The following is a 24,807-nucleotide window of genomic DNA, read 5'->3' on the forward strand; positions in this document are numbered from 1 at the left end:
CCTTATGGCTTAAGCAGCTTGACGGACTGGCCGTCGCGCAACAGATGCACGCCTGCGGTCACCACCTGCTCGCCGGCATTGAGCCCGCCGGACAGGGTCGCGCCATGGCTGTCCAGCGCAGCCACGGTGACGGCGCGCTGCTTGACGGTCAGTTTTTTGCTGTCCACCACCCACACCGAGTGCTTGCCGCCGGTGTCGAGAATGGCGGATAGCGGCAGATAGAGGCCTTGCGCGGGTGCGGACGGCAGCGTGACGCGGGCGGTCTGCCCCAGCTGCAATTGTCCGGCGGGTGCATTGATGCGTACGCGTGCGGCGTAAGTCCGGGTTGCCGGATCGGCATCGCCGGCCAGCTCGCGCAGCTGGCCCGGGTATTGCTGCTGCGTGCTCCACAGTGTGACATTCAGTGTTTTGGCGTTGCGTACCTTGTCCAGCGCGTTTTCCGGCAACTGGATGGCGACTTCGCGTTCGCCGTCGGCCGCAAGACGGGCTACCGGCTGGCCGGCTGCGACCACCAGGCCGGGGTCGGCTGAAATCTCGCTGATGATGCCGTCAGCGTCGGCGCGCAGTAGCGCATAGTCCGCCTGATTACCCGAAACGCTGGCCTGGGCCGCTGCCTGTTTGGCGCGCGCACGAGCCGCTTCCAGTGCGCTGTGCTGGCGATCGAATTGCGCCTGGCTGATGAAAGCCTGCTTGAGCAGTTCGCGCGAACGGGCAAGGTCGGCTTCCTGCTGCGAGAGGTCCGCCTGTGCGGCCGACTGCGCCGCCTGCTTGGCCGACAGATCCAGCGCGTAGTCGCTGCCGTCCAGTCGCGCCAGCGCCTGCCCTTTTTTCACCTGCTGGCCGGCGCTGACATAGCGTTCGACCACCTTGCCCGGCACCCGGAAGGCGAGACGGGTTTCATGGCGGGCGCGCACTTCGCCGGCGTAGCTGTCTGCCGTTTGTGCATGACTCTCGCCGGCAATCATGGTCCTGACCGGACGGATTTCCTGTTGTACTTCGGTTTTTTTGCCGCAGGCGCCAAGCGCACCCAGCATCGTGCCGGCCAGCACCCATTGTTGCCATGTGTTCATTGCGGATTCTCTCGTGTTGATCTGTGCTTGTTATTCGGGTCTGGCGAGTCCGGCCAGTACCAGTTCGATGGCAGCTTGAAGTCTGAGCTTGGGGTCGCCGCGGTAGGTTTCGCAGCCGGGAATGCAGGCAAAGGAGTGACGCCAGATCATGGTCATCAACAGCGGAGCAAGCAGTGCATCGACCGCCGCTTCGGCGTCTCCCTGTGCAAACTCTCCACTATCCATGCCTTGCTGCACCAGGCGCAGGGCAATGGCACGGCTGCGGATAATCACTTCGTCGTGATAAAAGCGTGCCAGTTCGGGAAAGTTGGCCGCTTCGGCCACCATCAGTTTGCACAGGCCGGACAGCGGCGTGGCGCCGACCTCATCCCACCACTTGAGCAGCAGCAGGCGGATCAGTGCGGCCGGCGTACCCGGATGGGCGCGGCTGAGGTTTTCCATATCGGCCACCCGCTCCAGCAGCTTTTCGCGTACCACGGCTTTGAGAATGTCGGCCTTGGACGGGAAGTACAGATAAGGCGTGCCCTTGGTGACGCCGGCGGTGCGGGCGATGTCGTCTATCTTGGTGGCGCTGTAGCCTTTTTCGACAAACAGTGCGAGCGCAGCATCCAGAATTTCGCCCGGGCGCACCTCTTTGCGCCTTTGCCAGCGTACAGCTTGGGTTTCGGTCATGGTGCTTTCTGAATTTAAATTTATTAATGGCCGGACTCTAATCTAGCGCTATGCCCTTTGCAATTAATAAATGCAATTTCACTAAACCATATGGGTAGAATGTGGGTTTTCTTATTGCCCTATGGAGCGATCACCATGAGTACGCCTGCTGCCGACAAGGCATCCATCCTGTCCGAGGCCTTGCCTTATATACGCCGCTTTGCCGGCAAGACCCTGGTTATCAAGTACGGTGGCAATGCCATGACCGACGACAAACTGAAGGAGGATTTTGCCAAGGACGTGGTGCTGTTGAAGCTGGTGGGCATGAACCCGGTAGTGGTGCATGGTGGCGGCCCGCAGATCAACGAGTTGCTCGCGCGCGTGGGCAAACAGGGCGAATTTATCCAGGGCATGCGTGTGACCGATGCCGAAACCATGGATGTGGTCGAGATGGTGTTGGGCGGTCTGGTCAACAAGGAAATCGTGTCGCTGATCAACCAGCATGGCGGCAAGGCGGTGGGACTGACCGGCAAGGACGGGCATTTTATCCGTGCCAAAAAGCTGCTGCTGCCATCGGCCGGCGACGAGGCACCGATCGATATCGGCCAGGTCGGTGAAATCGACAGCATAGATCCGGGTCTGGTCGCCTTGCTCGACAGCCAGGACTTTATTCCGGTGATTGCGCCTATAGGCGTGGGCCGCGCCGGTGAAGCCTACAACATCAATGCCGATCTGGTTGCCGGCAAGCTGGCCGAAACGCTGGGCGCGGAAAAGCTGATCCTGATGACCAATACCCCGGGGGTGCTGGACAAGGAAGGTACGCTTTTGACCAATCTGAGCGCCACACGGGTGGATGAGCTATTTGCTGATGGCACCATACATGGCGGCATGCTGCCCAAAATCGCCTCGGCGCTGGAAGCGGCGAAAAACGGCGTGGGCGCGGTGCATATCATAGACGGGCGGGTACCGCATGCCTTGCTGTTGGAGGTGATGACGGCGGCCGGTGTGGGCACCATGATACGTGCCGGCAACGGTGCCTAGGGCATAGGCCAAATTATCCGTGCATTTGCGTACGCCTTTCTATACTCATGACATGAGCGTCGTGAACGGAGGATGGGCCATGCAGACTGTTCGTCAATTACTGGCCGCCAAGGCCAGCCGCAAGCTGGTGTATGTCGGTCCGGAAGTGTCGGTATTGCAGGCGCTGAAGGTGATGGCCGAGGAAAATGTCGGTGCGGTGCTGGTGATGGGCGGCGGGCAGGTGGTGGGGATTTTTTCCGAACGCGACTACGCCCGGCGCATCATCCTTGAAGGGCGCTCCTCGGCCAGTACACAGGTGCAGGAGATCATGACCAGCAAGGTCATTTGTGTCACGCCGGCACAGACCGTGGCCGATTGTATGGCCTTGATGACGGAGAAGCGCATCCGCCATCTGCCGGTGATGAACGGGAACGAAGTAGAGGGCATTATCTCGATCGGCGATGTGGTGTATGCCACCATTGCCGAGCAGCAGTTCGTGATCGACCAGCTGGTGCACTACATCAATAGCGTGCCGCCACAAGCCGCCTGAATGGCTGAAGGCGCAAGACACAGGGCAGCCGGTGCAGGCTGCCCTTTTTTGTTTACAGCCCCGGTAGCAGGCGGCGGCGCAGTTCGCCTAGTGCCGGGGCGATTTCGTTGCGCATCTTCTCGCGGCTCCAGGCAAAAGCCGGACCGCTGGCGTTCAGGCTGATCCCGCTGGGCTGGCCTGCCAGCGCAGGCAGTGGTAGCGCCACGGCCATCACATCTTTTTCATACTCACCGAAAGACTCACAAAAGCCGGATCGCAGATACTGCGCGCTGGCCGCTTCCAGTGCTTGGCGGATGGCTGGCCAGTCCTGGCCGTAGCGTATGGCCAGCTCTTGCTCCACCACCTTGCGCTCCGCCTCGGACAAGCCTGCATAACAGGCGCGGCCTATCGCGCTGGTGGCCAGCGGTACGCGCGAGCCTATGGTCAGCTGTATGCTGATGCGCGCCTGACTGCGGCAGGTCTCCAGATACACCATATCGGTACCATCACGCAGCGCCAGGCTGACCGAAAGATTGTGCGCCAGCGCAAACTCGCGCATCAGCGGCGCGGCGAGGCTGCGGATGTCGTAGCTGGCTAGCACCGAAGAGCCTAGCGCCAGCACCGCCAGCCCCAGCCGGTAAAAGCCGCTGTCGCCATCTTGCTGCAGATAGCCCTGTTGCAGCAGGGTGTAGCTTAAACGCGACACCGTGGACTTGGGCAGGCCGGTGCGTTTGGCCAGCTCCTGATTGGACAGTGCCGTCTCTCCGGGCTGGAAGGCCGACAATACGGCCAGTCCGCGTGCCAAGGCGGTGACAAATAGCCTGTCCTTGTCCTGTTCTGACATCCGGTTTTCCTTTTTGCTGATGAGGGTTCAGGCCGTGCCGGCAGGCGGCGCTTTACATCCTGAATCCGAGTGGTTAGTCTATTCTGCAATGTAGAACCGAATTCCGCAAGGCGGAATTAAATTCACCGGAGATAATCATGGCCGCCAATACAAGCCGCGCCCCGTTTAGCTGGGACGATCCGCTTCTGCTTGCTTCTTTACTGAGCGACGAGGAGCGCATGGTACAGGAGGCTGCCCGCGCCTACTGCCAGGACAAGTTGCTGCCGCGCGTGTTGCTGGCCAATCGCGAAGAGCGTTTCGATCGCGAGATCATGAACGAAATGGGCGAGCTGGGCCTGCTGGGTTGCACCATAGACGGCTATGGCTGTGCCGGCCTGAACCATGTGGCGTACGGCCTGATTGCCCGCGAAGTCGAGCGTGTCGACTCGGGTTACCGCTCGGCCATGAGTGTGCAGTCATCTCTGGTGATGCATCCGATCTGGGCTTATGGCTCAGATGCACAAAAAGCCAAATACCTGCCCAGGCTTGCCACCGGCGAATGGATAGGCTGCTTTGGTCTGACCGAACCTGATGCTGGTTCGGACCCTGCCGGCATGAAGTCGCGGGCGAAAAAGGTAGACGGCGGCTATCTGCTTAAAGGCAGCAAATTGTGGATCACCAATAGCCCGGTGGCCGATGTGTTTGTGGTGTGGGCCAAGGATGATGCCGGCGAAATTCGTGGTTTTGTGCTGGAGAAGGGCATGGCCGGTTTGTCCGCGCCCAAGATCGAAGGCAAGTTCAGCTTGCGGGCGTCGATTACCGGCGAGATCGTGATGGCGGACGTGTTTGTACCGGAGGAAAACCTGCTGCCGGGCGTGACCGGCCTGAAAGGGCCGTTTGGCTGCCTGAACAAGGCGCGTTACGGCATTGCCTGGGGCGCGATGGGCGCAGCCGAATTCTGTATGCACGCGGCGCGGCAGTATCAGCTTGATCGCCATCAGTTCGGTCGCCCGCTGGCCGCCAACCAGATTCCGCAACTGAAGCTGGCCAATATGCAGACCGAGATCGCGCTGGGCTTGCAGGCCGCCTTGCAGGTTGGCCGTTTGATGGATGATGGCCGCGCCGCGCCGGAGATGATCTCGCTGATCAAGCGCAACAACTGCGGCAAGGCGCTGGAGATTGCCCGCGTGGCGCGCGATATGCACGGCGGTAACGGCATCTCGGACGAATTCCATGTGATCCGCCATGTGATGAATCTCGAAGCGGTGAATACCTACGAGGGCACGCATGATGTGCATGCCCTGATTCTGGGGCGTGCCATCACCGGTATTCAGGCGTTTAGCTGATTTTTTCCGGGCACGCTTTCAGGCTGTCGTGTCCGTCCTGTTTTCTGTCTGTCCTTGACGCCCGGCCTGCCCGGGCGGTTTTTTTGCCCTGTTAAAACCGTAGGAGGTTGCCATGTCTGGTGCGCTGGCCGGTATCAAAGTAGTCGATTTGTCGCGGGTGCTGGCCGGCCCGTGGACCGGCCAGTTACTGGCCGATCTCGGCGCCGAGGTGATCAAAGTGGAGCGCCCCGGCGCCGGGGACGATACCCGGCAATGGGCGCCGCCTAGCTTGCCTGACGGGACGGCGGCGTATTTTCTGGCGGCCAATCGCGGCAAACGCTCGGTGACGGTGGATATCACCCAGCCAGAAGGGCAGGAAGTCGTGCGCCGGCTGGTAGCCGACGCCGATGTGCTGCTGGAAAACTACAAGGTGGGCGGGCTGGCCAAGTATGGTCTCGACTACGCCAGCTTGGCGGCGCTGAATCCGCGGCTGGTGTATTGCTCGATTACCGGTTTTGGTCAGGATGGCCCGTATGCCGAGCGCCCGGGCTACGACTATATCGTGCAGGGCATGAGCGGGCTGATGAGCATTACCGGCCCTGCCGATGGCGAGCCGCACAAGGTCGGGGTAGCGGTCACCGATGTTTTTACCGGGCTGTATGCCGCCAATGCGGTGCAGGCCGCCTTGCTCTCGCGCACCCGTACCGGGCTTGGGCAGCATATCGATATGGCGTTGCTGGATTGCGCTTTGGCCATGCTGGCCAATGTGGGGATGAACTATCTGGTCGGGCGCGAAGTGCCGCCGCGCCTGGGTAATGCCCACCCCAATATCGTGCCTTACCAGGTGTTTGCCTGTGCCGATGGCCATTTTATTCTGGCGTGCGGCAATGACCGCCAGTTCCGTGCCATTTGCGAGTGTATAGAGAAGCCGGAGCTGGCGAGCGATGCGCGCTTTGCCACCAATCCGCAGCGGGTGAAGTACCGCGAACTGCTGGTGGGCGAGCTTGCCAGTGCATTTATGTGCCGCTCACGCGGGCAATGGCTGGATGTGCTGGAGGCGGCCGGTGTGCCATGCGGGCCTATCAATACGGTGGATGAGGCATTTGCCGATCCGCAGGTCCGTCACCGGCAGATGGAAATGCATATGCAGGACAGCATAGGGCAGGACGTGCCACAGGTGGCGTGCCCGATCCGTCTGTCCGGTACGCCGCTGGAGTATGTGCTGGCACCACCCAAACTAGGCGAACACACCGACGCAGTCCTGCTGGGGCTGGGTTATACCCAGGCGCAAATTGACGCCTTGCATGCAAGAAGTATCGTTTAAACGAGTGTTTGATTTTGACGCGATGCACTAAAAATAGCATCATTGCATGCAACATGGAGAAAGCCTGGCGCAAGGCATAAGGAGAAGCGGTGGAACGCGAATATATGGAATACGATGTCGTGGTCGTGGGTGGCGGTCCTTCCGGACTGAGCACTGCGATCCGTCTCAAGCAACTGGCGGCACAAACCGGACAAGAACTGAGCGTTTGCTTGCTGGAAAAAGGTTCGGAAATTGGCGCGCACATTCTGTCTGGCGCGGTGATTGAGCCACGCACGCTGGAAGAGTTGATCCCGGACTGGAAGGAAAAGGGCGCACCGCTCAATACGGCGGCGAAGAAAGACCAGTTCCTGCTGCTGACCGAAACCGAGTCGGTACAGTTGCCGACGCCGCCGCAGATGCATAACGAAGGCAACTATATTGTCAGCCTGGGTAATTTCTGCCGCTGGCTGGGGCAGCAGGCCGAAGAGCTGGGCGTGGAAATCTATCCGGGCTTTGCCGCGGCTGAAGTGCTGTATCACGCCGACGGTTCGGTCAAGGGTGTCGCCACCGGGGACATGGGCATAGGCAAGGATGGTGAAAAAACCGATGCCTGGCAGCCGGGGATGGAGCTGTGGGCAAAACAGACTGTCTTCGCCGAAGGTTGCCGTGGTTCGCTCAGCAAGACCTTGTTCCAGCGCTTCGATCTGCAGCGCGATGCCGATGCACAGACCTACGGTATCGGTATCAAGGAGTTGTGGGAGGTGCCTGCAGCGGCGCACGAAGAAGGCAAGATCGTGCATACCGTGGGCTGGCCGCTGGATGCGTCCACTTATGGTGGCTCTTTCCTTTATCACCTCGAGAATAATCAGGTGGTGGTCGGTTATGTGGTCGGCCTCGATTATAAAAACCCGTATCTGTCGCCGTTCGAAGAGTTCCAGCGCTTCAAGACCCATCCGGCCATCCGCAAGTATTTTGACGGTGCCCGCCGTATTTCCTATGGCGCACGGGCACTGGTCGAAGGCGGATTGCAGAGCCTGCCCAAGCTGACCTTTCCTGGCGGCGTGCTGGTCGGCGACACCGCCGGTTTCCTCAATATGCCCAAGATCAAGGGCACGCATACCGCGATGAAGTCGGGCCTGCTGGCGGCGGATTCGGTATTCGAGTTGCTGACTTCGGACGAAGGCGGCAACGAGGCGCTGGCCTATCCGGCACGCTTCGAGAAGAGCTGGTTGAAGGACGAACTGTATCGTGCGCGCAACATCCGCCCATCCTTCCGCTGGGGCATGTGGGGCGCGATGCTGTACTCGGCCATCGATACCTATATTTTCGCCGGCAAAGCGCCATGGACCTTGCGTCACAAGCATCGCGACCATGAGTGCCTGCGCCCGGCCGATGAATATTCGCCGATTGCCTACCCCAAGCCGGACGGCAAGCTGACTTTCGACCGCTTAAGCTCGGTGTTTATTTCCAACACCAACCACAGCGAAGACCAGCCACCGCATTTGAAGCTGAAAAATGCCGATGTGCCGATTCAGATCAATCTGGCCAAGTACGATGCGCCCGAGCAGCGCTATTGCCCGGCCGGCGTGTATGAAATCATGGGCCGGGAAGAAGGCAAGCCGCGCTTGCAGATCAATGCGCAAAACTGTGTGCACTGCAAGACCTGCGACATCAAGGATCCGACCCAGAACATCAACTGGACGGTGCCGGAAGGCGGTGGCGGGCCTAACTACCCGAATATGTAAGCTAAGAACTCAACCCGACCTCGTGTCGGGTTTTTGCATCAGGGCGGATAGTGAATTTGGCCGCGCCTTGACAAGTCACGGCCACCTTGGCAGGATGGAACACATGAATACCCACCACGCAATCGCTCACGCTTATTATTGGTACCGCTCCTCATATGGCGGCGCCGGTGGGTTTGCGTGAATTGAATTCGCAATGAATCCCGAACGAATGCCGCCGCGATCAGGCGGCATTTGTGCATCTAGTACCCAGCACAGCAGGCTCCGGATTGCGGCACCCCAGGAGCACTCGAGCATGGCAGACAGTAGAGACACTATCACGATACCCCAGAGAGCCTTGCCCTTGCAGCGCGCTGCCGTGCTGTGGCCGGTCTATCTGCTGACCGATGCCGAAGCCATGGTTGCCGGCGAGCCGGTTTCACTGGCACCCTTGTCGGCACTGGAAACGGGGGACGCCGGCCTGATCGAGTCGCTGCTGCCGGAAATACGTCAGCTGGCCATGGTGCTGGCGTCCCGCCGCTATCAGGAAACCAGCCCGGCAACTGTGCGCTTGAGCGATGCGGCCGACTGGCTGGCCGCGCGCATCCTGCTGCTGGGTTTGACCCATATCGCCTTGTCCGAGTCCGGCTTGGGGCAACTGGCTATGGCCAACCAGCGGCTGGCGGCTTTAGCGCAGGAATTGGGGCTCAAGGCACCACGGGCTGAGGCCTTGCTGCTGGTGCCATCGCCGGGGGCTGCTTCTGGCCTGATGCAGGGCTGGAGCGGGATTGCTTTTGAAAACATGATGAATGCTTCGAGCGCCATCGAGCGCACCCGCGTGATGCGCGTGCAACTGCGCTTGCGTGCCGGGATATGGCTGACACGGTTGGGTCTGTAAATTGGCAGGATTAAAGAGGTGAATGATGGATTATGAAGTCGTAGGAACCGGCGATCGCCGTTTGAACAATCTGGCATTACTGGTCTACGCGATCCAGGCGATCAGCCTGTTTACTGGCCTGCCCATGCTGGTGGGGCTGGTCATCAACTACCTGAAAATGCCCGATGTGCGTGGCACCTTGTATGAAAGCCATTTTCGCTGGCAGATCCGCACCTTCTGGTGGATGCTGCTGTGGACGATTGTCGGCGGAGCGCTGACCTGGATTCTGGTCGGTTTCGCGATTCTGGGCATCGCCTGGCTATGGTTTGTCTATCGTATCGTGCGCGGTTTTATCACGCTGAACGACGGCAAGGCCATTCTGCTGTAAAGCGGCATAAACGGGCGCTATTGCCTTGTTTTTCCGCATTTTTATGGCCTGTCGCGTGACAGGCCATCTTGCTATGGGCACAATGCCTTCCTTTTCTCGTCAGAGCGTCCCATGGACCCCGAGCTGCTCACCCTGATCGCCACCCGCCGCATGCCTTACGGCAAGTATAAAGGGGTGCTGATTGCCGATCTGCCGCAGGCTTATCTGGTGTGGTTTGCGCACAAGGGCTTTCCGCCCGGTGAAATCGGCCGCGTACTGGCGCTGACGCTTGAACTCAAACATAACGGCTTGATCCATCTGATCGACCCTTTAAGAAAGCAGTAAACATGGCTATCCAATGGTTCCCCGGCCATATGAACAAGGCCAAGAAGGATGTGGCTGAGCGCCTGCGCGGCATCGATGTAGTCATCGAGATGCTGGACGCCCGCCTGCCTGCCTCCAGTGCCAACCCGATGATCGCGCAACTGGCGCGGCGCAAGCCCACGCTCAAGATCCTCAACAAGCAGGATCTGGCCGATCCGTCCGTCACCCAACAGTGGCTGAGCTGGTATCGCAGCCAGCCCGGCACCCAGGCCATCGGCCTTGACGCCGGCGAGCGTGCGCCCAGCCAGAAGCTGATCGCGGCCTGCCGCGAGCTGGTGCCTAATCGTGGCGGGCTGGACAAGCCTTTGCGCGTGATGATCTGCGGTATTCCCAACGTCGGCAAATCCACGCTGATCAATACCATGACCGGGCGCAAGATCGCCAAGACCGGCAATATGCCGGGTGTGACCAAGGGTGAGCAGCGCATCATGCTGGCCGACGACTTCGAACTCTTCGATACGCCGGGCATGCTGTGGCCCAAGATCGAAGTGGAAGAAGGTGGCTACAATCTCGCCGCCAGCGGTGCGGTCGGCCGTAATGCGATGGACGAAGAAGAGGTTGTGCTGGAACTGCTCAAGTACCTGCTGCAGCACTACGCGGCCGAATTGAGCGCCCGCTACAAGCTGGACGACATCAGCGGCATGCAGGACTGGCAGGTGCTGGAAATGATAGGCAAGAAGCGCGGCGCGGTGCTGGGCGGTGGCCGCATCAATATCCAGAAAGCATCCGAAATCGTGCTGACCGAGTTCCGTGACGGCCTGATCGGCCGCCTGACGCTGGAGCGTCCGGACGAGTGGGCGGTGTGGAAAAAGCGCGCCAAGGAACTGATCGCCGAGCGCGCCGCCGCCAAGCAGGCGCGCGAGCAGGAATACGCCAAGCGCGCCAACGGCAAACGCAATAGCTAACCTGATGGAAAAGTTTCTGCCTTTGCTGCTGATTGCGGTCGGTCTGTCGGGTTTCGCCTATCTGTGGCGGCTGGGAGAAACCGGGCGGGCGGCCGAAGCCTGGCCGACGGCCATCGGTGAAATTACCGCCAGCGGCGTCGACAGCCGCCTGCGCCGCGGTGGTGGCGATGCCAGCAACCGCGAGGAATACAAGGCATTGGTGACTTACCGCTATAGCTACAACGGTGTGGACTACACCGGCTCCACCGTATCCTTTCCCGATGCCGGCTACCAGCAAAGTGCTTCCGGTGCCGAGGCCAGAGTGGCCAAGTATCCGGCGGGCAGCCAGGTCCGGGTTTACGTCAATCCGGCACAGCCCGCACAAGCCTGCCTCGAGGCCGGGCGGCACTGGACGGTATGGATAGGGTTGGCGCTGACCTTGCTGTTTGTAGCGGCAGGGGCGGGTTTGTTGCTGGGCATCATTTGAAACCGGCGTATCGGCAAGGCGGCGCACTTTAGAGTGCGCCGCTTTTTTATGTCCCAGACAGATGTGCAGGTCTGTGTGCTGCGCGATATTTCTATTTGATATTAATCAATCAATCGCCAATATCAATAATAAATTATTAGATAAGTATTTAATTATTGGTGGTGCCGGCGTAAAGTAAGCGCTCCCTAAATGGCTGGATGGAGTGCTTCATGTCGTTTCGCCGTATTGCCCCGCTTACCGCTGCTTGCCTCGCTGCTTTCTCGATGTCTGCCTTTGCTGCTCCGCTCGACCCTGCCAAGGTGAAGTCGGTGGTCGATGGACAGATCCCGGCTTACCTGCAGGACCATAAGGCCATTACCGAGATCGAATCGCCTACCGGCGACAAGGCGGGTAGCCGGCAGATGGCCGATTGGCTCAAAGCCCGCTTCGAGCCTCTGGGTTACAAGGCCGAGTACCGCGAAAACGACGCCGGCACCCATGTCATCCTGCGCAAGAAGGGTGAAGGCCAGCAGCGCGTGCTGATCCTGGGTCACACCGATACCGTGCAGCCCAAGGGCAGCCTGGCCAAGAAACCATACAGCTATGATGCCAAGACCGGTTTGTCGCAAGGTCCGGGCGCAGGCGACAGCAAGGCTTCGGTCGCCCAGTTGCTGCACTTCGCACAAGCGATGGAAAAGCTGGGTTACAAGAACTACGGCGAGATGATTTTCTACTTTGATGCCGAAGAAGAAGTCGGTTCCGATCTGGAAGAGCAGATCCTTGACGAGTTGGCCAAGCAGGCCGATCTGACCCTGTCGGTGGATACCGCCCGTCCGGGCTGGGGTCTGACCACGCAGCGCAAGTGGGCGGCCAACTTCGATATCAGCGTCAAGGGCACGACCGGCCATGCCGGCAACTCGCCACAGTCCTCGGCCAGCGCCACGGTCGAACTGGCCAACCAGATTACCCGCATCATGAAGCTGGCCAGCCCGCTGCCGAAAGATCCGTCCCAGTTCACGCCGCAAGGCCTGGCCAAGCGCGGCCTGAGCGACCATGGCCAGTTCATTCCTGAGCTGACTATCAATGTAGGCGTGATCGAAACCCCGAACACCAAGCGCAATAGCGTACCGGCTGCCGCCAGCGCCAAGCTGGATATTCGTGGCTATAAGGCGGAAGACCTGAAGAAGATTCAGGCTGCCATCGCCAAGATCGCGGCCACCCCTGCTGTGGGTGGCACCAAGGTCGAAGTGAAGGGCCCGTTCTCCTATCTGCCTGCCATGGAAAAAACCCCGGCAGCCGCGGCTCTGGTCGATTCGTACAAGAAAATCGTCAAGCAGCAATACGGTGCCAATGTGGTTGAATGGTCCGGTGGCGGCGTGACCATTGGCAACTTTACTTCCAAACACATTCCGACCATTGATGGTCTGGGCGTAGAGACCGACTACGAGCACGATCTGGACAAGGAAACGGTTGATCTCAAGACCTTCGCGCCGCGCACGGTCAGCATGATTCTGCTGCTGGATGAAGTCGCGAACAAGGGCCTGAAAACCAAGTAAGGCTGGTTTTGGCATGTGTCGCACAGGGCGCCCGCGTGGCGCCCTTTTTGCGCCGGTTTATAAGCGCTGTTCCAGTAGCTGGCTCAGGCGCAGTGCACCCTGCTGCAAGGCGCTATCCTCTACGCCGGCATAGCCCAGCACCAGCCCGCTGGCCGTTGGTGCAGCCAGATAGTGGCGAGCCAGTGGCCGCAGCCACAGGCCTTCGCTTGCGGCAGTGCTGCTGAGCGCCAATTCGTCAAATCCATCCGGCAAGCTGGCCACCAGATGCATGCCGGCTTCTCCGCGCGACAGCGGCAGCGCATCGCCCAGCGTGTGCTGCAAGATGCTGCGCAGCAGCAACTGGCGGTGCGCGTATAGCTCGCGCATGCGGCGGATGTGGCGGGCAAACTGGCCGCTGCCGATGAATTCTGCCAGTGCCGCCTGCAGCGGGTAATGGCCTTCACGGTAGAGGCGGGCGTTGGCACAGCGAAAGGCATCGACCAGTGCGCCAGGCACGACCATATAGCCCAGGCGTAAACCGGGGTACATGACCTTGCTGAAGGTGCCGACATAGATCACATGCTCGTGTTCGGCCATGCCCTGCAAGGCCGGAATCGGCGCGCTGCTGTAGCGGAACTCGCTGTCGTAGTCATCCTCCACGATCCAGCTTCCCATCCGTTTTGCGCGGGCAAGGAGTTCCAGCCGCCGCGTCAGCGGCATCACGGCCCCTTGCGGATACTGGTGCGAGGGCGTCAGGTAGATCAGTTTGGGTATGGCGCCGGCTGGCGCACGCTCGGGCACCAGGCCCGCCTCATCGACGGGTACCGGCAGCAAGGAAAGCCCTGCGGCCTGCAAGGCTGACTGGGCACCGGAGTAGCCCGGCTCCTCCATCCATGCATAGTCTCCCGGATCGCACAGCAGGCGCGCACTGAGTTCCAGTGCACTTTGCGCGCCCTGGGTTACGATGATCTGGTCGGCATCGCAGCGCACGCCACGTGCCAGATTGAGATAATCGGCCAGGGCTTCGCGCAAGGGGCGGTAGCCGCCATCATTGCGGTAATGCAGCATCTCGGGCGAGGCCAGACGTTGATAGCGGTTTTGCAGCGCCTGCCAGCTGGCATGCGGAAAGCGGCGTATCTCCGGTACGCCCGGCGCAAAGGCACCGATCAATCCGACCGGCAAGCGGCTGTCGGCCACCAGTTGTGTGCCTCGTGCCGACAGCCCGGCGCCTGGCTGCAGTGCAATTGCCGGGGCGCTGCTAAATACCAGCGAGGCTACGTAGGTGCCGCTGCCTTGGCGGCTTTCCAGATAGCCTTCAGCAACCAGCTGTTCATAGGCCGCTACTACCGTATTTCGGGCGATGCCCAGACTGCTTGCCAGCGTACGGCTGGCCGGCAGGCGGCTGCCACTACTCAGGCGGCCGCTGGCTATCCAGTTGCGCAGCAATACATCCAGTCGCGGGCGCGGAGCCGGTATCGCCGCCAGTGCTTCGCTTATCCAGTCGGCACTCAAAGTGGTTCTCCCTGTGGGCATGCAATTGGCTCTTTCGCTAGGCCAGTTCCGCTTTTACCATGATGTCATTGAAAAGTCATGGGTGCTCCCGATGTACATTCCTTCTGCTTTTTCCGTGGCGGACAGCGACGCCATGCATGCTTTGATGCGGGCTTTTCCCCTGGCGACGCTGGTCAGGTATACGCCGCAAGGGCTGGTCGCCGATGCCGTGCCCTTGTGGCTGGATGCCGAAGCGGGTGTGCTGCAAGGCCATGTCGCCCGCAGCAATCCCTTGAGTCAGGAGGGTATTAGCGAAGCACTGGCGATTTTTCACGGGCCGCAGGCTTATGTGTCGCCTTCCTTTCTGGCCAGCAAGCAGGTGGACGGCAAGGTAGTGCCGACCTGGAACTATATGGAAGTGCAGGTGAAAGGACGCTTGCGCCTGATTGATGACGAGAGCTGGCTGCTGCGGCAAATGGCGTCGCTTACCCATGCGCAGGAGGCGGCCTTGGCGCAGCCCTGGACACTTGAGGATGCGCCGGCCGGATTTATCCGCAAGCTCAGTGCTGCCGTGATCGGGATAGAACTGGAAATCGGGCAGCTCGAGGGTAAATTCAAGCTTAGCCAGAACCAGAGTGCTGAAAACCGTGCCAGTATCCGTGCCGCGCTGGCGCAGAGCCCGCTGCCACAGGCGCCGGCCGTGGCAAGAGTGATGAGCGATGATGAATTCGAAGCAGAATAATAAGGAGAGCCAGATGCAGCAAAGCGATTTCTATGCGGCAAAACTCGAGTTCGAGACCGACAGTTACGACGTGTTCACCCAGTTGCAAAATGGCGAGGCGGTGCTGCTGATAGACGGGCGCTCGCCTGTTGCGTTTGCTGCCGAGACGCTGCCGGGGGCCATCAACCTGCCACACCGCAGTATTGATAGCGAGAGTACGCGTGATCTGCCGCGCGATGTGCTGCTGGTGAGCTTCTGTGACGGCATAGGCTGCAATGCCTCGACCAAAACCGCACTGGCCCTGTCGCGACTGGGTTTCAGGGTCAAGGAGCTATTGGGCGGCATCGACTGGTGGAAGCGCGACGGCTACGCGACCACCGCGACAGCAGGGCAGGGTATCGACTGTGGCTGCGGAGGCTGAGATGGACAATTTCGAGCTCAATGCACTGGGGCAGCCGCTGGGGCTGCCGGTTCCCGGCTGGCAGGGCGCACCATTGCCACAAAAAATCACGCTTAACGGGCGTTATTGCCGGGTCGAGGCGCTGGATGCCGCACGCCACGGCGAGGCGCTGTATGCGGCGCTGGCCGGCGATGCGGCGGGCTGGACCTATCTTGGCGGCCGGCCGGACAGCCTGACGGATTTCATGGAAAAAATGCTCGCCGACGAAAGCAGTACTGACCCGCTGTTTTTTGCCATTGTCGACGACAGCGGCCAGGCGCAGGGCATCGTCAGTTATCTGCGCATCGATGCGCCCAATGGCGTGATCGAAATGGGCTGGATACATTTTTCGCCGCGCCTGCAGCGCAGCCGCGTGGCGAGCGAGGCGCTGTTCTTGCTGCTGCAGCACGCTTTTGCGCTGGGCTACCGCCGCTGTGAATGGAAGTGTGATGCGCTGAATGTGCCTTCGCGTGAGGCTGCCTTGCGTCTGGGCTTCAGCTATGAGGGCACCTTCCGTCAGGCGCGGGTCAGGCCGGACGGCCGCAATCGCGATACGGCTTGGTTCTCGCTGCTGGATGGCGAGTGGCCGGCGGTGCAACAGGCATTCAACGACTATCTGCTGCCGGAGAATTTCGATGCAAAGGGCCGACAGCGGCGGGCTCTGGCGGCGCGGCGCATGTCCTGATGTGGCGCATGGCCTTGTGTGTCAGATGATGGCCGGTCTGGCAAACGAGGCGATCACCTCGTGGCAGATCCATGCGCTGTCCGGCATCAGGTCGAAATGCGTGCGCCCGCTGCGTTGCAGATAGCGGCTATTCGGGAAGGCCTCGGCCATCGCGGCCGTTGCCGCACGATAAAAGCAATGCTCACCCGCATATAGCAGGCAGGGCATCGCCAGCCTGGCGGGTGCATCCGATAGATCCGGCCAGCGTGCTTCGGCTTGCCTGAGCGCGAGCAGGCTGGCGGTGTCGGCTTGTTGCAGCCGTGCAGCAAGCGGGGTCGGCACGTCAAACATCTGTTGCCATAGGCTGCACCAGGCCTGTCCGCCCTGAGCCAGTGCCTGGCTGACCACATCGTTGTCCAAATCGACTTTTGCATGCATTTCGCAACCGCCCAGTACCAGCGCAGCTACTCTGTCAGGCTGTGCGGCGGCATAGGCGAGCACCATCTTGGCCCCCAGCGAATAGCCCCACAGTGTGGCGCGTGCGATGGTTAGCTGATCCAGCACTGCGGCGATATCGGAGGCCATCGCGGGCAGTGCATAGTCGCCGGGATGGTGTGGGGCGCTACTGTCGCCATGGCCGCGCACTTCGATGGCGATCAGGTAAAAATGTGTTTGCAGCGCGGCGATATAACCAAAATCAAGCCAGTCCCGTGCCGACATGCCAAAACCGAATACGAGTGCCAGCGCAGGCCGCTCGGGTTGGCCCCAGACCTGATAGTGGATGGCGAGCGTATCGTGGTGGACATAGGGCATGGTAAGGCGTCTTGCTGAAGAAGTGGCGGCGCTGTGTTTAAACCGCACAAAAAGACACAAGGCCGTCACGGCAGGACGGCCTTGTGCTGACAGCCGCGCGCTTGATCAAGCGCGCATTGTGTCTTACTTGAGCGCGTGGATGGCCGGCAGGTTGCGCCAGATGCCGCGCACGTCCATGCCGTAGCCGAATACATAGCGGTCAGGCACGTCGATGCCGACGAAATCGGCGGCGATAGGCTTTTCCTTGGCGATCAGCTTGTTGGCAAAGACGCCGCTGTAGCAGGCCTTGGCGCCCATTTCCATCACCTTGTCGCGGATGGCGGCCATGGTGTGGCCTTCATCCAGGATGTCGTCCAGTACCAGCACCACGCGGTCGCGCACATCTTCCTTGGGGGCGGTGCGCCACACCAGTTCGCCGCCATGGGTCTTGTCGCCGTAGCGGGAAACATGGACGTAGTCGAAATCCAGCGGGAACACCAGGCGTGGCAAGAGCTGGCCGGTAAACACCACGGCGCCGCCCATGACGGACAGTACCAGCGGATAGTCGCTGCCCAGTTTGGCGGTGATGTCGGCCGCCATGCGGTCGACGGCGGCATCGACTTCGGCTGCGGTAAACAGGATGTCGGAACTGTTGAGTATGCCTTGGGCTTCGGCAAAGTTTGGCATGAGGCGGCCTTTATTTTATGGACAAAGAAAAATGCGCTGCACCGTGTGGGCGCAGCGCACGGGACTCAATGGTTTAGCGTGCTTGCGACTTGAGGTAATCGGCAAATTCAGCGCCGACCTCATGGTGTTTCAAGGCGTAATTGACGGTGGCCTTGAGGTAACCGAGTTTGGAGCCGCAGTCGTAACGGGTGCCGCGTAGCGGTAGTGCCAGCACGGTCTCGTCTTTCATCAGCGCCGCGATGCCGTCGGTGAGCTGGATCTCGCCCCCCGCGCCGGCCTGGGTGTTGACCAGCTTGTCGAAGATGCGCGGCGTGAGTATGTAGCGGCCGACCACGGCGAGATTGGATGGCGCCACGTCGGGGTGCGGCTTTTCCACGATGCTGGTCACCTGCTGCTGGCCGCGCACATTTTCTGTGACTTCGACAATACCGTAGGAACCGGTCTGCTCGTGCGGCACGGTTTCAACGCCGAGGATGGACGAGTGGGTCTGGTTGAATACCTTGACCATCTGCTCCATCGCGCCGGGCTCGCCGTCGATCAGATCGTCGGCCAGGATCACGGCAAAGGGCTCGTCGCCAACGGCAGGGCGGGCACACAGTACGGCATGACCCAGACCCAGCGCCTGGGTCTGGCGGATATAAATGCAGCTGACGGTAGGCGGGATAATGCCCTGCACCATGTCCAAGAGCTTTTGCTTGTTCTTGTTTTCCAGCTCGGTTTCCAGCTCGTAGGCCTTGTCGAAATGATCCTCGATCGAGCGCTTGTTGCGGCCGGTAATGAAAATCAGCTCGGTGATGCCGGCGGCGACGGCTTCTTCCACCGCATACTGGATCAGCGGCTTGTCGACCACCGGCAGCATCTCTTTCGGGCTGGCCTTGGTGGCGGGCAAAAAGCGGGTGCCCATGCCGGCAACCGGAAACACGGCCTTGGTAATTTTTTGCATTACTTCTCCAAAATCGCAGACAGGTGTATCAGTTGGGCGCCATTGTATTGGCTTTGCCTGCGCGGCTCCAGTCTTAGCCGGTATGGCGCCCGCGCTTTTTAATCCGCAGCCAGCAAGGCCAGCAGTGCCGCCTCATCCAGCACCGTCACACCCAGTGCCGTGGCTTTTTCCAGCTTGCTGCCGGCAGCTTCGCCGGCCACCACATAGTGCGTTTTTTTCGAGACGCTGCCGGACACCTTGCCGCCGGCCGCTTCAATCAGGGCCTTGGCTTCGTCGCGCGACAGGGTGGGCAGGGTGCCGGTGAGCACAAAAGTCTGGCCGGCCAGTGCGCGGGCACTGGCGCTGTGTTGCGGTACGGCGGCCAGCAGGGCCTGGGTCTGGCTAGCTAGCTGGCGCAGTTGCTCGCGGTGGTCGTCTGCATCCAGATAATCGGCCAGTGCATTGATGACTTCGGCCGGCAGTGCAAGGGCGATCACGCTACGCCGCTCCATGGCCGCCAGTGTCATGAGATCGGGCACCTGTTCCAGCAACTGTGCGGCGCGAATCTCGGTCAGGCGCGGGATGGCGAGGCGCGCCAGCAGGCGCTGCGGGCTGAGCAGTTCGGCTAGTTCGACCGATGGGGCATGCTCGTCGGCCGGGGCGACGCCGGCGGCCAGCAAATCATCGATGGCGTGTTCGTTATTGGCCTCGGCAAAAAAGTCGGCAATCGAGGCGGCCACTACGGCGCCGATGTCGGGCAGGGCAGCCAGGAGTGCCGCCGGTGCATGGCGTACCGTTTCCAGCGTGCCCAGATAGTCGGCCAGCGTCTTGGCGGTGGACTCGCCGACATGGCGGATGCCCAGCGCGAACAACAGCCGGGAGAGCGGCGGATTCTTGCTGGCGGCGATGCCGGACAGCAGGTTTTCCGCCCAGCGGGTCGGGGTTTTGTCTGCAGCTGCAGCCAGCAGGTCGCCGCTTTCGCCTATGGCCAGTTGTACGACTGCGCTATCTGTCTCGTCTGGCGTATTGTCGCGCGCATCGGCACGGCGCTTCATTTCCAGCAGGTCGGCCAGCGTCAGCCGGTAAAGGTCGGCCACCCGGTGTACATAGCCCAGATCGACCAGATTATCGATATGCTTTTCACCCAGCCCTTCGATATCCATCATGCGCCGGCCGGCAAAATGGCGGATGGCCTGCATGCGCTGTGCCTGGCAGGCAAAACCGCCGGCGCAGCGGGCAATGGTTTCGCCTTCTTCGCGCACCACATGCGAGCCGCACACCGGGCACTGTGCCGGCAGCGACCATGGCGGATAGCACGGCTCGCTTGCCGGGCTAAACAGATCGGCGGCCGGCACTTCGCGCAGCGGACGCTTGGCCAGCACCACCGATACCACTTCCGGAATCACGTCGCCGGCACGGCGCACATAAACGGTGTCGCCCACGCGTACATCCTTGCGCCGCACCTCGTCTTCATTGTGCAAGGTCGCGTTGGTGACGGTGACGCCGCCGACAAATACCGGCGCCAGGCGCGCAACCGGTGTGAGCGCACCGGTGCGCCCGACTTGCACATCGATGGCTTCGACCGTGGTCAGCGCTTCTTCGGCCGGAAACTTGTGTGCGACGGCAAAGCGCGGTGCGCGCGAAACAAAGCCCAGTGCATCCTGCTGCGAGCGGCTGTCGACCTTGTACACCACGCCGTCTATGTCGTAGGGCAGGCTGGCACGGCGTGCAATCATCGCCTCGTAATAGCCGGCCAGAGCCTCGACGCCGCTTAGCACCGGGCGTAGCTCGGGCGGCACCGCCGGTATGCCCAGGCTGACCAGATAGTCGATCTCGTGCTGGTGGCTGTCCGGCCACGCTGCACCGTCAAGCTGTGCGATGGCGTAGGCGAAGAAGGACAAATGGCGGCGCGCGGTGATGCGCGCATCCAGCTGGCGCAAGCTGCCGGCGGCGGCATTGCGCGGATTGACAAAGGCCTTGTCGCCGCGCGCCAGCTGCTCGGTATTTAACCGTTCAAAGTCCTGCTTGAACATCAGCACCTCGCCGCGTACTTCCAGCAAGGCAGGCGGGGTGGGGGTATTCAGGCGTAAGGGAATGCTGCGTATGGTACGGATGTTTTCGCTGACGTTTTCACCGCTGCTGCCATCGCCGCGCGTGGCACCCTGTACCAGCAGACCGTCGCGGTAAATCAGGCTCACTGCCAGGCCGTCGAACTTGGGCATGACGGCGTAGCTGGCCGTGCTGATGCTAAGTTCGCGCCGGATGCGCTCGTCAAAGGCGATCAGCTCGGCGTGGCGCGCGGCGAAGGCAGGCGCTTCCATCTCGGAAAACAGATTGGACAGCGACAGCATGGGCGTGTCGTGGCGCACGCTGTCAAAAGCCGCCAGTGGCGCGGCACCCACGCGCAAGGTTGGCGAATCGGGGGCTTTCAGTTCGGGGTGGGCGGCTTCCAGCGCTTCGAGCTCGCGCAGCAGGCGGTCGTATTCGGCATCGGGCACGCTGGGGGTATCCAGCTGGTAATACTCGCAGTTGTAGCGGTTCAGCAAGGCGGCAAGTTCGGCTGCGCGGTGGGCAAGCTCGGTCATCATTGCGCTCCAAAGCAAACAGCCGGCATTCGCGCCGGCTGCGGGTGTTGATATCGGTTGTTTACGTCTGGGCGCGTCAGGCAAACAGGCGCAGGGCGGCGAAGCTGCCCGGTGCGATGCCCCTATCGTCCATATTGCCGTAGATCTGCACCAGTTGTTCGCGGATGCGGGCCAGCCCCTGTGCGCTAAGTGCGCGGCGGTTGTCGTCGACCAGCTGGGCGTCGAACTCGGTCGCCAGCTCGCGGGCAAACTCGACGGCACGATCGAATACCTCGACCGCACCGGCGACACGCGGCACATCAAACAATAGCGTCAGGCCGGGCAGGCGCCGGCTGGACAGGCTGGCATCGGACAACGGAGTCTGGTCGGCACTGGTCAGCGAAAACAGGGTATTGCCCGAGTCGGACAGGCAGTGGAAGGCCCCGTCGTGTTCCAGTTGCAGGCCGCAGGCTTCGGCAAAGCTGCGCAATTCGCCACCATTGATCGGCGCGCGCGGCAGGATATTGATGCCGATCAGCATGTCGACATCGGCGCAGAAATGATCCAGCTCGCGTGCGGCAACCAGTTTTTGTGCGCGTTGCGGAAAGCTGACTGCCGCTTCGTTTTCTTCGGCAAAGCGTGCCACTTGCTGGCAGAAGCTGGCGATTTCCTGCTCATTGACCGCGCCGCTGCGGTCCACCAGCTGCAGCGCGATATTCAGTTGCTTGTAACGTACGCCGGGCAGAGCCTCCGCCTGTTTCCACAGGCCATGCTCGGTGCGGCCGATTTGCTGCACGCGCTTGGCCACGGCAAAGCGCGGCAGGGCGTTCAGCTGGAAAGGCTGACGGAAAACCACTTCGGCAATAAAGTCCAGCGACGGATCCAGCATGGCGACCACCAGTGCCTGATGGTCGTCGGCATCCATGGGGGCCGGCATATCCAGACGAATAGCCTCCGGTTCGGGCAGCGGCTCGGCCGGCAGCTCAAACGCGGGCTCCTCGGTGCTCAGGGACGCCGTATTGCCGGATGGCTCGGGAAAGTCCGGCAGGTCCAGCGCTGTGGCCAGCACCGGCTCGAGACGATCGTTGGCTACGCCGTCGCGCACCTGATTTTTCGGCACGTCCAGCAAAACGTCGGAGTGCTCGCGGGCAAAAGCCTGGCGGGTCTTCGTTTTGAAGCGCCATTCCTGATACCAGTTAATGCCGAGTACCAGCGCGATAAATGCGCCGCCCAGCACCAGCAAGCCGATCTGTAATTCGCTCATTCAGCTTTATCCACAATACGGCTAATAGACGGGACAATATTATATCAAAGCCAGTCATGCAAACGGCTTTGGTTTTTAATGATTTTGTGCGCTCGCAAAGCAGGGCGAATAAGCGGACCATGCTGCCTGTTTCTCGCCCGCCAGCGGGGCCCTGTTAATCGGTCTGGCGGAAGCGGATGGGCACATCGACGCGGTCGGCCACTGCGCTATTGCCGCGTCTGGCCGGAGTAAAGCGCCAGCGCTCGACGGCATCGCGCGCCGCGCGATCCAGCCGTGGAAAACCGCTGCTATGCAAGACAGCGATATCGCGTACGCGGCCATCGGCTCCGACCTCAACCCGCAACACCACCCGTCCTTCTTCGCCACGGGCGCGCGAGCGTTCAGGGTAGGGCGGGGCGGGATTGTCCAGCGCGCCCGCGCGCCAGTCGGCGCCGCTAAAGCCGGCACCCGAACCGGAGCCCGAGCCCGAGCCTGCATCTGCAGTCTGGGCAGCGCCCGCTCCCGTCGCTGCTGGCTGTGTGCCGTTTATGGATGTGCTTGCTGGCGGGGGACTTGCCGGTGCCGCCGTTGTGGGCAGGGCGGGCAGGGCGAGGTCGGATCTGGCAGCGGAAGGGGCGGCTTCAGGCAAGGACTTGGTTGGGGCTGTCCTGGGCCGGGTCCGGCCTGGGGCCCTGGCCGGCAAAGGCGCGGCTTTGGCCGTCGCTGCCGGGGCGGCATTGCCCGGGCCTGGGCTTGGCAAGGCCAGCAGATCTAGCTGCAAGGGCGGGCGTGTTTGCTGTGCCTGCATGGATGGCAAAAACGCAACAAACAGCGCATGCAGCAGCAGCGACAGGGCCAGCGGCAGCAGAACCCGGTTTTTTTTGATCAGCACCGGAGCGTCGCGCCTGCGCGCGCATAGCAGCGCCAGGCAATGGCGGCGCAGAGCAGATAAAACAGCAGGAACAGCACAAAGGCCGGCACGAAGCTGCCAGCGGTTTCCAGCGAATAGCCGAAGGTTTCGGGAATCACAAAGCCGCCGAAGGCTGCCATCACCGAGCTGACCCCCATGGCCGCCGTGCCGCGGCGCGTGCCGCGCAGATAGGTTTGTGCCACGGTTTCACCTCGGGCGTGGGCTTCGCGTCCGGCCTGCAGCATAAAGACCTTGGGTGCGAGCTGGTAGGCGGCCCCGTTGCCGATGCCGGCGGCGAGAAACAAGAGCTGGCACATGGCCAGAAACAGCCAGAACGAGCCGCGACTTTGTGCGTCCGGCAGGCTGGCGATCACGCCTATTGTCCCGATGACCAGTACGGCGTAGCAGGCAATCACGCTGATGCCGCCGCCGATGCGGTCGCCGCACCAGCCGCCAAACGGGCGCGACAAGGCCGCCAGCATGGGCCCGATAAACAGATAGGGCGTCGCATCATGCAGCGGAAACAGCGTGCGCGACAGCAAAGGAAAGGCTGCCGCCATGCCAAGGAAAGTGCCGTAAGTGCCCATATACAAAAGGCAGACATACCAGGTGTGGCGTTCTTGCATCATCTGCCATTGATCGCGCGGCGTCAGCCTGAGCTTGGGCAGGTCATGGGCGTAGACAAAGCACAGCACCGACACCAGCAAAACAGGCGCTATCCACAGATAGCCGGCGTTTTGCAGCCAGACCGGATAAACCTCGCTGCCATGCCCCCAGATTTGCGGTGTGCCGGCCAGCGCGCCGAACAAGGGGACCGAGATGGCAAGCGGGATCAGCAGTTGCGCCATCGACACCCCCAGATTGCCGATGCCGGCATTCAGCCCCATGGCCAGACCCTTTTGTGCCTTGGGAAAAAACAGGCTGGTGTTGGACAGATGCGAGCTGGAGGCGCCGCCGCCTATGCCGCAGCAGGCGCTGATCAGCAGCAACAGGGGAAAGGGAGTGCTGATGTCCTGCACCACATGGCCGACGCCGAAAGCGGGTATCAGCAGCAATAAGGTGGAAACTGCCAGCCAGGTTCCGCCGCCGGTCCAGCTCCACAGCGAGGAATAAATGATGCGCATGAGGGCACCGGTCAGCGGCGGAATGGACACCAGCAAAAACTGTTGCTGGTGGGTAATGGAAAAGCCGACCGCCGGCAGGTTGACCACGACCATGCTCCACATCATCCAGATATTGAAGTTCAGGTGCAGGGCCAGGATGGACAGCAGCAGATTGCGCCTGGCAATCGGCTTGCCGCGTGCCAGCCAGAAAATCAGGTTTTCCGGTTCCCAGCGTTGGATACTGATGGTCATGCTGCGAGTGTTGTTCCTGTGATGATCGGTCATGGCCGGCCAAGCGGCACTTGTCTATTGCTAA

General features: G+C 61.2%; 25 protein-coding genes. 14 read left to right on the plus strand and 11 right to left on the minus strand.

Annotated features, from left to right (window positions below):
- Window positions 1-2: 2 nt before the first annotated feature.
- On the minus strand, window positions 3-1,070 hold the full coding sequence (locus GQF02_RS00065; protein ID WP_160794034.1) for an efflux RND transporter periplasmic adaptor subunit: 1,068 nt from the start codon (window positions 1,068-1,070) through the stop codon (window positions 3-5).
- Between the two features lie 30 nt (window positions 1,071-1,100).
- Entirely contained in the window at window positions 1,101-1,742 is a 642-nt protein-coding gene (locus tag GQF02_RS00070) for a TetR/AcrR family transcriptional regulator (protein WP_124734650.1), read from the minus strand.
- A gap of 135 nt (window positions 1,743-1,877) precedes the next feature.
- Between GQF02_RS00070 and argB the strand changes: the two genes are divergently transcribed.
- Together argB and GQF02_RS00080 are read left to right on the plus strand one after the other, a co-directional pair.
- Window positions 1,878-2,762, plus strand: a complete 885-nt coding sequence (gene argB / locus GQF02_RS00075) for an acetylglutamate kinase (RefSeq protein ID WP_124734651.1) — start codon at window positions 1,878-1,880, stop codon at window positions 2,760-2,762.
- 79 nt (window positions 2,763-2,841) lie between these two features.
- The gene (locus GQF02_RS00080; protein WP_124734652.1) at window positions 2,842-3,291 is read left to right on the plus strand and encodes a CBS domain-containing protein; all 450 of its coding nucleotides are present in this window, start codon (window positions 2,842-2,844) and stop codon (window positions 3,289-3,291) included.
- A 52-nt stretch (window positions 3,292-3,343) separates the two neighbouring features.
- Here the strand turns inward: GQF02_RS00080 and GQF02_RS00085 are convergent, their stop codons facing one another.
- Window positions 3,344-4,114 carry an IclR family transcriptional regulator gene (locus tag GQF02_RS00085; RefSeq protein WP_160794036.1) on the minus strand — a complete coding sequence of 257 codons (771 nt, stop codon included), beginning with the start codon at window positions 4,112-4,114 and terminating at the stop codon, window positions 3,344-3,346.
- Between the two features lie 137 nt (window positions 4,115-4,251).
- On the opposite strand from GQF02_RS00085, the gene GQF02_RS00090 reads away from it, so the two are divergent.
- The 9 genes from GQF02_RS00090 (at window position 4,252) to GQF02_RS00130 (ending at window position 12,976) form a co-directional block, all read left to right on the plus strand.
- Window positions 4,252-5,439: an acyl-CoA dehydrogenase gene (locus GQF02_RS00090; protein ID WP_160794038.1), complete on the plus strand. Its 1,188-nt coding sequence runs from the start codon at window positions 4,252-4,254 to the stop codon at window positions 5,437-5,439.
- 112 nt (window positions 5,440-5,551) lie between these two features.
- Window positions 5,552-6,742, plus strand: coding sequence for a CaiB/BaiF CoA transferase family protein (locus GQF02_RS00095; RefSeq protein WP_160794040.1), 1,191 nt, complete (start codon window positions 5,552-5,554; stop codon window positions 6,740-6,742).
- Between the two features lie 104 nt (window positions 6,743-6,846).
- Entirely contained in the window at window positions 6,847-8,466 is a 1,620-nt protein-coding gene (locus GQF02_RS00100; protein ID WP_160794587.1) for an electron transfer flavoprotein-ubiquinone oxidoreductase, read from the plus strand.
- 292 nt (window positions 8,467-8,758) lie between these two features.
- Complete coding sequence (locus tag GQF02_RS00105) at window positions 8,759-9,340, plus strand: hypothetical protein (RefSeq protein WP_160794042.1); 582 nt, start codon at window positions 8,759-8,761, stop codon at window positions 9,338-9,340.
- Window positions 9,341-9,365: 25 nt separating this feature from the next.
- Entirely contained in the window at window positions 9,366-9,707 is a 342-nt protein-coding gene (locus GQF02_RS00110; RefSeq protein ID WP_220789252.1) for a DUF4870 family protein, read from the plus strand.
- A 111-nt stretch (window positions 9,708-9,818) separates the two neighbouring features.
- Window positions 9,819-10,031 carry a DUF3820 family protein gene (locus GQF02_RS00115; RefSeq protein ID WP_160794044.1) on the plus strand — a complete coding sequence of 71 codons (213 nt, stop codon included), beginning with the start codon at window positions 9,819-9,821 and terminating at the stop codon, window positions 10,029-10,031.
- A 2-nt stretch (window positions 10,032-10,033) separates the two neighbouring features.
- Entirely contained in the window at window positions 10,034-10,975 is a 942-nt protein-coding gene (gene ylqF / locus GQF02_RS00120) for a ribosome biogenesis GTPase YlqF (protein WP_124734659.1), read from the plus strand.
- A 4-nt stretch (window positions 10,976-10,979) separates the two neighbouring features.
- The gene (locus GQF02_RS00125) at window positions 10,980-11,441 is read left to right on the plus strand and encodes a DUF3592 domain-containing protein (protein ID WP_160794046.1); all 462 of its coding nucleotides are present in this window, start codon (window positions 10,980-10,982) and stop codon (window positions 11,439-11,441) included.
- Between the two features lie 209 nt (window positions 11,442-11,650).
- Entirely contained in the window at window positions 11,651-12,976 is a 1,326-nt protein-coding gene (locus tag GQF02_RS00130; protein WP_160794048.1) for a M20/M25/M40 family metallo-hydrolase, read from the plus strand.
- A gap of 57 nt (window positions 12,977-13,033) precedes the next feature.
- Here the strand turns inward: GQF02_RS00130 and pdxR are convergent, their stop codons facing one another.
- A complete protein-coding gene (pdxR, locus tag GQF02_RS00135) occupies window positions 13,034-14,488 on the minus strand; it encodes a MocR-like pyridoxine biosynthesis transcription factor PdxR (protein WP_160794050.1) in 1,455 nt (484 codons plus the stop codon).
- 70 nt (window positions 14,489-14,558) lie between these two features.
- Between pdxR and GQF02_RS00140 the strand changes: the two genes are divergently transcribed.
- Genes GQF02_RS00140 through GQF02_RS00150 form a run of 3 tightly spaced genes read left to right on the plus strand, consistent with a single transcriptional unit; the run spans window position 14,559 to window position 16,291 of the window.
- A complete protein-coding gene (locus GQF02_RS00140) occupies window positions 14,559-15,188 on the plus strand; it encodes an FMN-binding negative transcriptional regulator (RefSeq protein WP_160794052.1) in 630 nt (209 codons plus the stop codon).
- 13 nt (window positions 15,189-15,201) lie between these two features.
- The gene (locus GQF02_RS00145) at window positions 15,202-15,588 is read left to right on the plus strand and encodes a rhodanese-like domain-containing protein (protein ID WP_160794054.1); all 387 of its coding nucleotides are present in this window, start codon (window positions 15,202-15,204) and stop codon (window positions 15,586-15,588) included.
- A gap of 1 nt (window position 15,589) precedes the next feature.
- Entirely contained in the window at window positions 15,590-16,291 is a 702-nt protein-coding gene (locus tag GQF02_RS00150) for a GNAT family N-acetyltransferase (protein WP_220789253.1), read from the plus strand.
- 21 nt (window positions 16,292-16,312) lie between these two features.
- On the opposite strand, the gene GQF02_RS00155 is transcribed toward GQF02_RS00150, so the two are convergent.
- The 7 genes from GQF02_RS00155 to GQF02_RS00185 form a co-directional block, all read right to left on the minus strand.
- Window positions 16,313-17,083, minus strand: a complete 771-nt coding sequence (locus tag GQF02_RS00155) for an alpha/beta fold hydrolase (RefSeq protein WP_160794058.1) — start codon at window positions 17,081-17,083, stop codon at window positions 16,313-16,315.
- A 123-nt stretch (window positions 17,084-17,206) separates the two neighbouring features.
- Window positions 17,207-17,749 carry a hypoxanthine-guanine phosphoribosyltransferase gene (locus GQF02_RS00160; protein WP_124734667.1) on the minus strand — a complete coding sequence of 181 codons (543 nt, stop codon included), beginning with the start codon at window positions 17,747-17,749 and terminating at the stop codon, window positions 17,207-17,209.
- A gap of 73 nt (window positions 17,750-17,822) precedes the next feature.
- Window positions 17,823-18,692, minus strand: coding sequence for a UTP--glucose-1-phosphate uridylyltransferase GalU (gene galU, locus GQF02_RS00165; RefSeq protein ID WP_160794060.1), 870 nt, complete (start codon window positions 18,690-18,692; stop codon window positions 17,823-17,825).
- Between the two features lie 98 nt (window positions 18,693-18,790).
- Window positions 18,791-21,256, minus strand: coding sequence for an NAD-dependent DNA ligase LigA (gene ligA, locus GQF02_RS00170; RefSeq protein ID WP_220789254.1), 2,466 nt, complete (start codon window positions 21,254-21,256; stop codon window positions 18,791-18,793).
- Between the two features lie 76 nt (window positions 21,257-21,332).
- Window positions 21,333-22,499, minus strand: a complete 1,167-nt coding sequence (locus GQF02_RS00175) for a cell division protein ZipA C-terminal FtsZ-binding domain-containing protein (RefSeq protein ID WP_160794064.1) — start codon at window positions 22,497-22,499, stop codon at window positions 21,333-21,335.
- A 154-nt stretch (window positions 22,500-22,653) separates the two neighbouring features.
- Window positions 22,654-23,370 carry an energy transducer TonB gene (locus GQF02_RS00180; RefSeq protein WP_220789255.1) on the minus strand — a complete coding sequence of 239 codons (717 nt, stop codon included), beginning with the start codon at window positions 23,368-23,370 and terminating at the stop codon, window positions 22,654-22,656.
- Window positions 23,364-24,743 carry an MFS transporter gene (locus GQF02_RS00185; RefSeq protein WP_160794066.1) on the minus strand — a complete coding sequence of 460 codons (1,380 nt, stop codon included), beginning with the start codon at window positions 24,741-24,743 and terminating at the stop codon, window positions 23,364-23,366. Before GQF02_RS00185 ends, GQF02_RS00180 begins: the two co-directional genes overlap by 7 nt.
- Window positions 24,744-24,807: the final 64 nt, after the last annotated feature.

Origin of the sequence: Craterilacuibacter sinensis (assembly GCF_009831765.1) — a bacterium.
In the GTDB taxonomy this organism is placed as follows: domain Bacteria; phylum Pseudomonadota; class Gammaproteobacteria; order Burkholderiales; family Chromobacteriaceae; genus Craterilacuibacter; species Craterilacuibacter sinensis.

What these genes read in the sequence shown, in the direction of transcription:
- GQF02_RS00065 (WP_160794034.1), bottom strand. Translation starts at nt 1,070, where the DNA reads ATGAACACATGGCAACAATGGGTGCTGGCCGGCACGATGCTGGGTGCG.
- GQF02_RS00070 (WP_124734650.1), bottom strand. Translation starts at nt 1,742, where the DNA reads ATGACCGAAACCCAAGCTGTACGCTGGCAAAGGCGCAAAGAGGTGCGC.
- argB (WP_124734651.1), top strand. Translation starts at nt 1,878, where the DNA reads ATGAGTACGCCTGCTGCCGACAAGGCATCCATCCTGTCCGAGGCCTTG.
- GQF02_RS00080 (WP_124734652.1), top strand. Translation starts at nt 2,842, where the DNA reads ATGCAGACTGTTCGTCAATTACTGGCCGCCAAGGCCAGCCGCAAGCTG.
- GQF02_RS00085 (WP_160794036.1), bottom strand. Translation starts at nt 4,114, where the DNA reads ATGTCAGAACAGGACAAGGACAGGCTATTTGTCACCGCCTTGGCACGC.
- GQF02_RS00090 (WP_160794038.1), top strand. Translation starts at nt 4,252, where the DNA reads ATGGCCGCCAATACAAGCCGCGCCCCGTTTAGCTGGGACGATCCGCTT.
- GQF02_RS00095 (WP_160794040.1), top strand. Translation starts at nt 5,552, where the DNA reads ATGTCTGGTGCGCTGGCCGGTATCAAAGTAGTCGATTTGTCGCGGGTG.
- GQF02_RS00100 (WP_160794587.1), top strand. Translation starts at nt 6,847, where the DNA reads ATGGAATACGATGTCGTGGTCGTGGGTGGCGGTCCTTCCGGACTGAGC.
- GQF02_RS00105 (WP_160794042.1), top strand. Translation starts at nt 8,759, where the DNA reads ATGGCAGACAGTAGAGACACTATCACGATACCCCAGAGAGCCTTGCCC.
- GQF02_RS00110 (WP_220789252.1), top strand. Translation starts at nt 9,366, where the DNA reads ATGGATTATGAAGTCGTAGGAACCGGCGATCGCCGTTTGAACAATCTG.
- GQF02_RS00115 (WP_160794044.1), top strand. Translation starts at nt 9,819, where the DNA reads ATGGACCCCGAGCTGCTCACCCTGATCGCCACCCGCCGCATGCCTTAC.
- ylqF (WP_124734659.1), top strand. Translation starts at nt 10,034, where the DNA reads ATGGCTATCCAATGGTTCCCCGGCCATATGAACAAGGCCAAGAAGGAT.
- GQF02_RS00125 (WP_160794046.1), top strand. Translation starts at nt 10,980, where the DNA reads ATGGAAAAGTTTCTGCCTTTGCTGCTGATTGCGGTCGGTCTGTCGGGT.
- GQF02_RS00130 (WP_160794048.1), top strand. Translation starts at nt 11,651, where the DNA reads ATGTCGTTTCGCCGTATTGCCCCGCTTACCGCTGCTTGCCTCGCTGCT.
- pdxR (WP_160794050.1), bottom strand. Translation starts at nt 14,488, where the DNA reads ATGCCCACAGGGAGAACCACTTTGAGTGCCGACTGGATAAGCGAAGCA.
- GQF02_RS00140 (WP_160794052.1), top strand. Translation starts at nt 14,559, where the DNA reads ATGTACATTCCTTCTGCTTTTTCCGTGGCGGACAGCGACGCCATGCAT.
- GQF02_RS00145 (WP_160794054.1), top strand. Translation starts at nt 15,202, where the DNA reads ATGCAGCAAAGCGATTTCTATGCGGCAAAACTCGAGTTCGAGACCGAC.
- GQF02_RS00150 (WP_220789253.1), top strand. Translation starts at nt 15,590, where the DNA reads ATGGACAATTTCGAGCTCAATGCACTGGGGCAGCCGCTGGGGCTGCCG.
- GQF02_RS00155 (WP_160794058.1), bottom strand. Translation starts at nt 17,083, where the DNA reads ATGCCCTATGTCCACCACGATACGCTCGCCATCCACTATCAGGTCTGG.
- GQF02_RS00160 (WP_124734667.1), bottom strand. Translation starts at nt 17,749, where the DNA reads ATGCCAAACTTTGCCGAAGCCCAAGGCATACTCAACAGTTCCGACATC.
- galU (WP_160794060.1), bottom strand. Translation starts at nt 18,692, where the DNA reads ATGCAAAAAATTACCAAGGCCGTGTTTCCGGTTGCCGGCATGGGCACC.
- ligA (WP_220789254.1), bottom strand. Translation starts at nt 21,256, where the DNA reads ATGACCGAGCTTGCCCACCGCGCAGCCGAACTTGCCGCCTTGCTGAAC.
- GQF02_RS00175 (WP_160794064.1), bottom strand. Translation starts at nt 22,499, where the DNA reads ATGAGCGAATTACAGATCGGCTTGCTGGTGCTGGGCGGCGCATTTATC.
- GQF02_RS00185 (WP_160794066.1), bottom strand. Translation starts at nt 24,743, where the DNA reads ATGACCATCAGTATCCAACGCTGGGAACCGGAAAACCTGATTTTCTGG.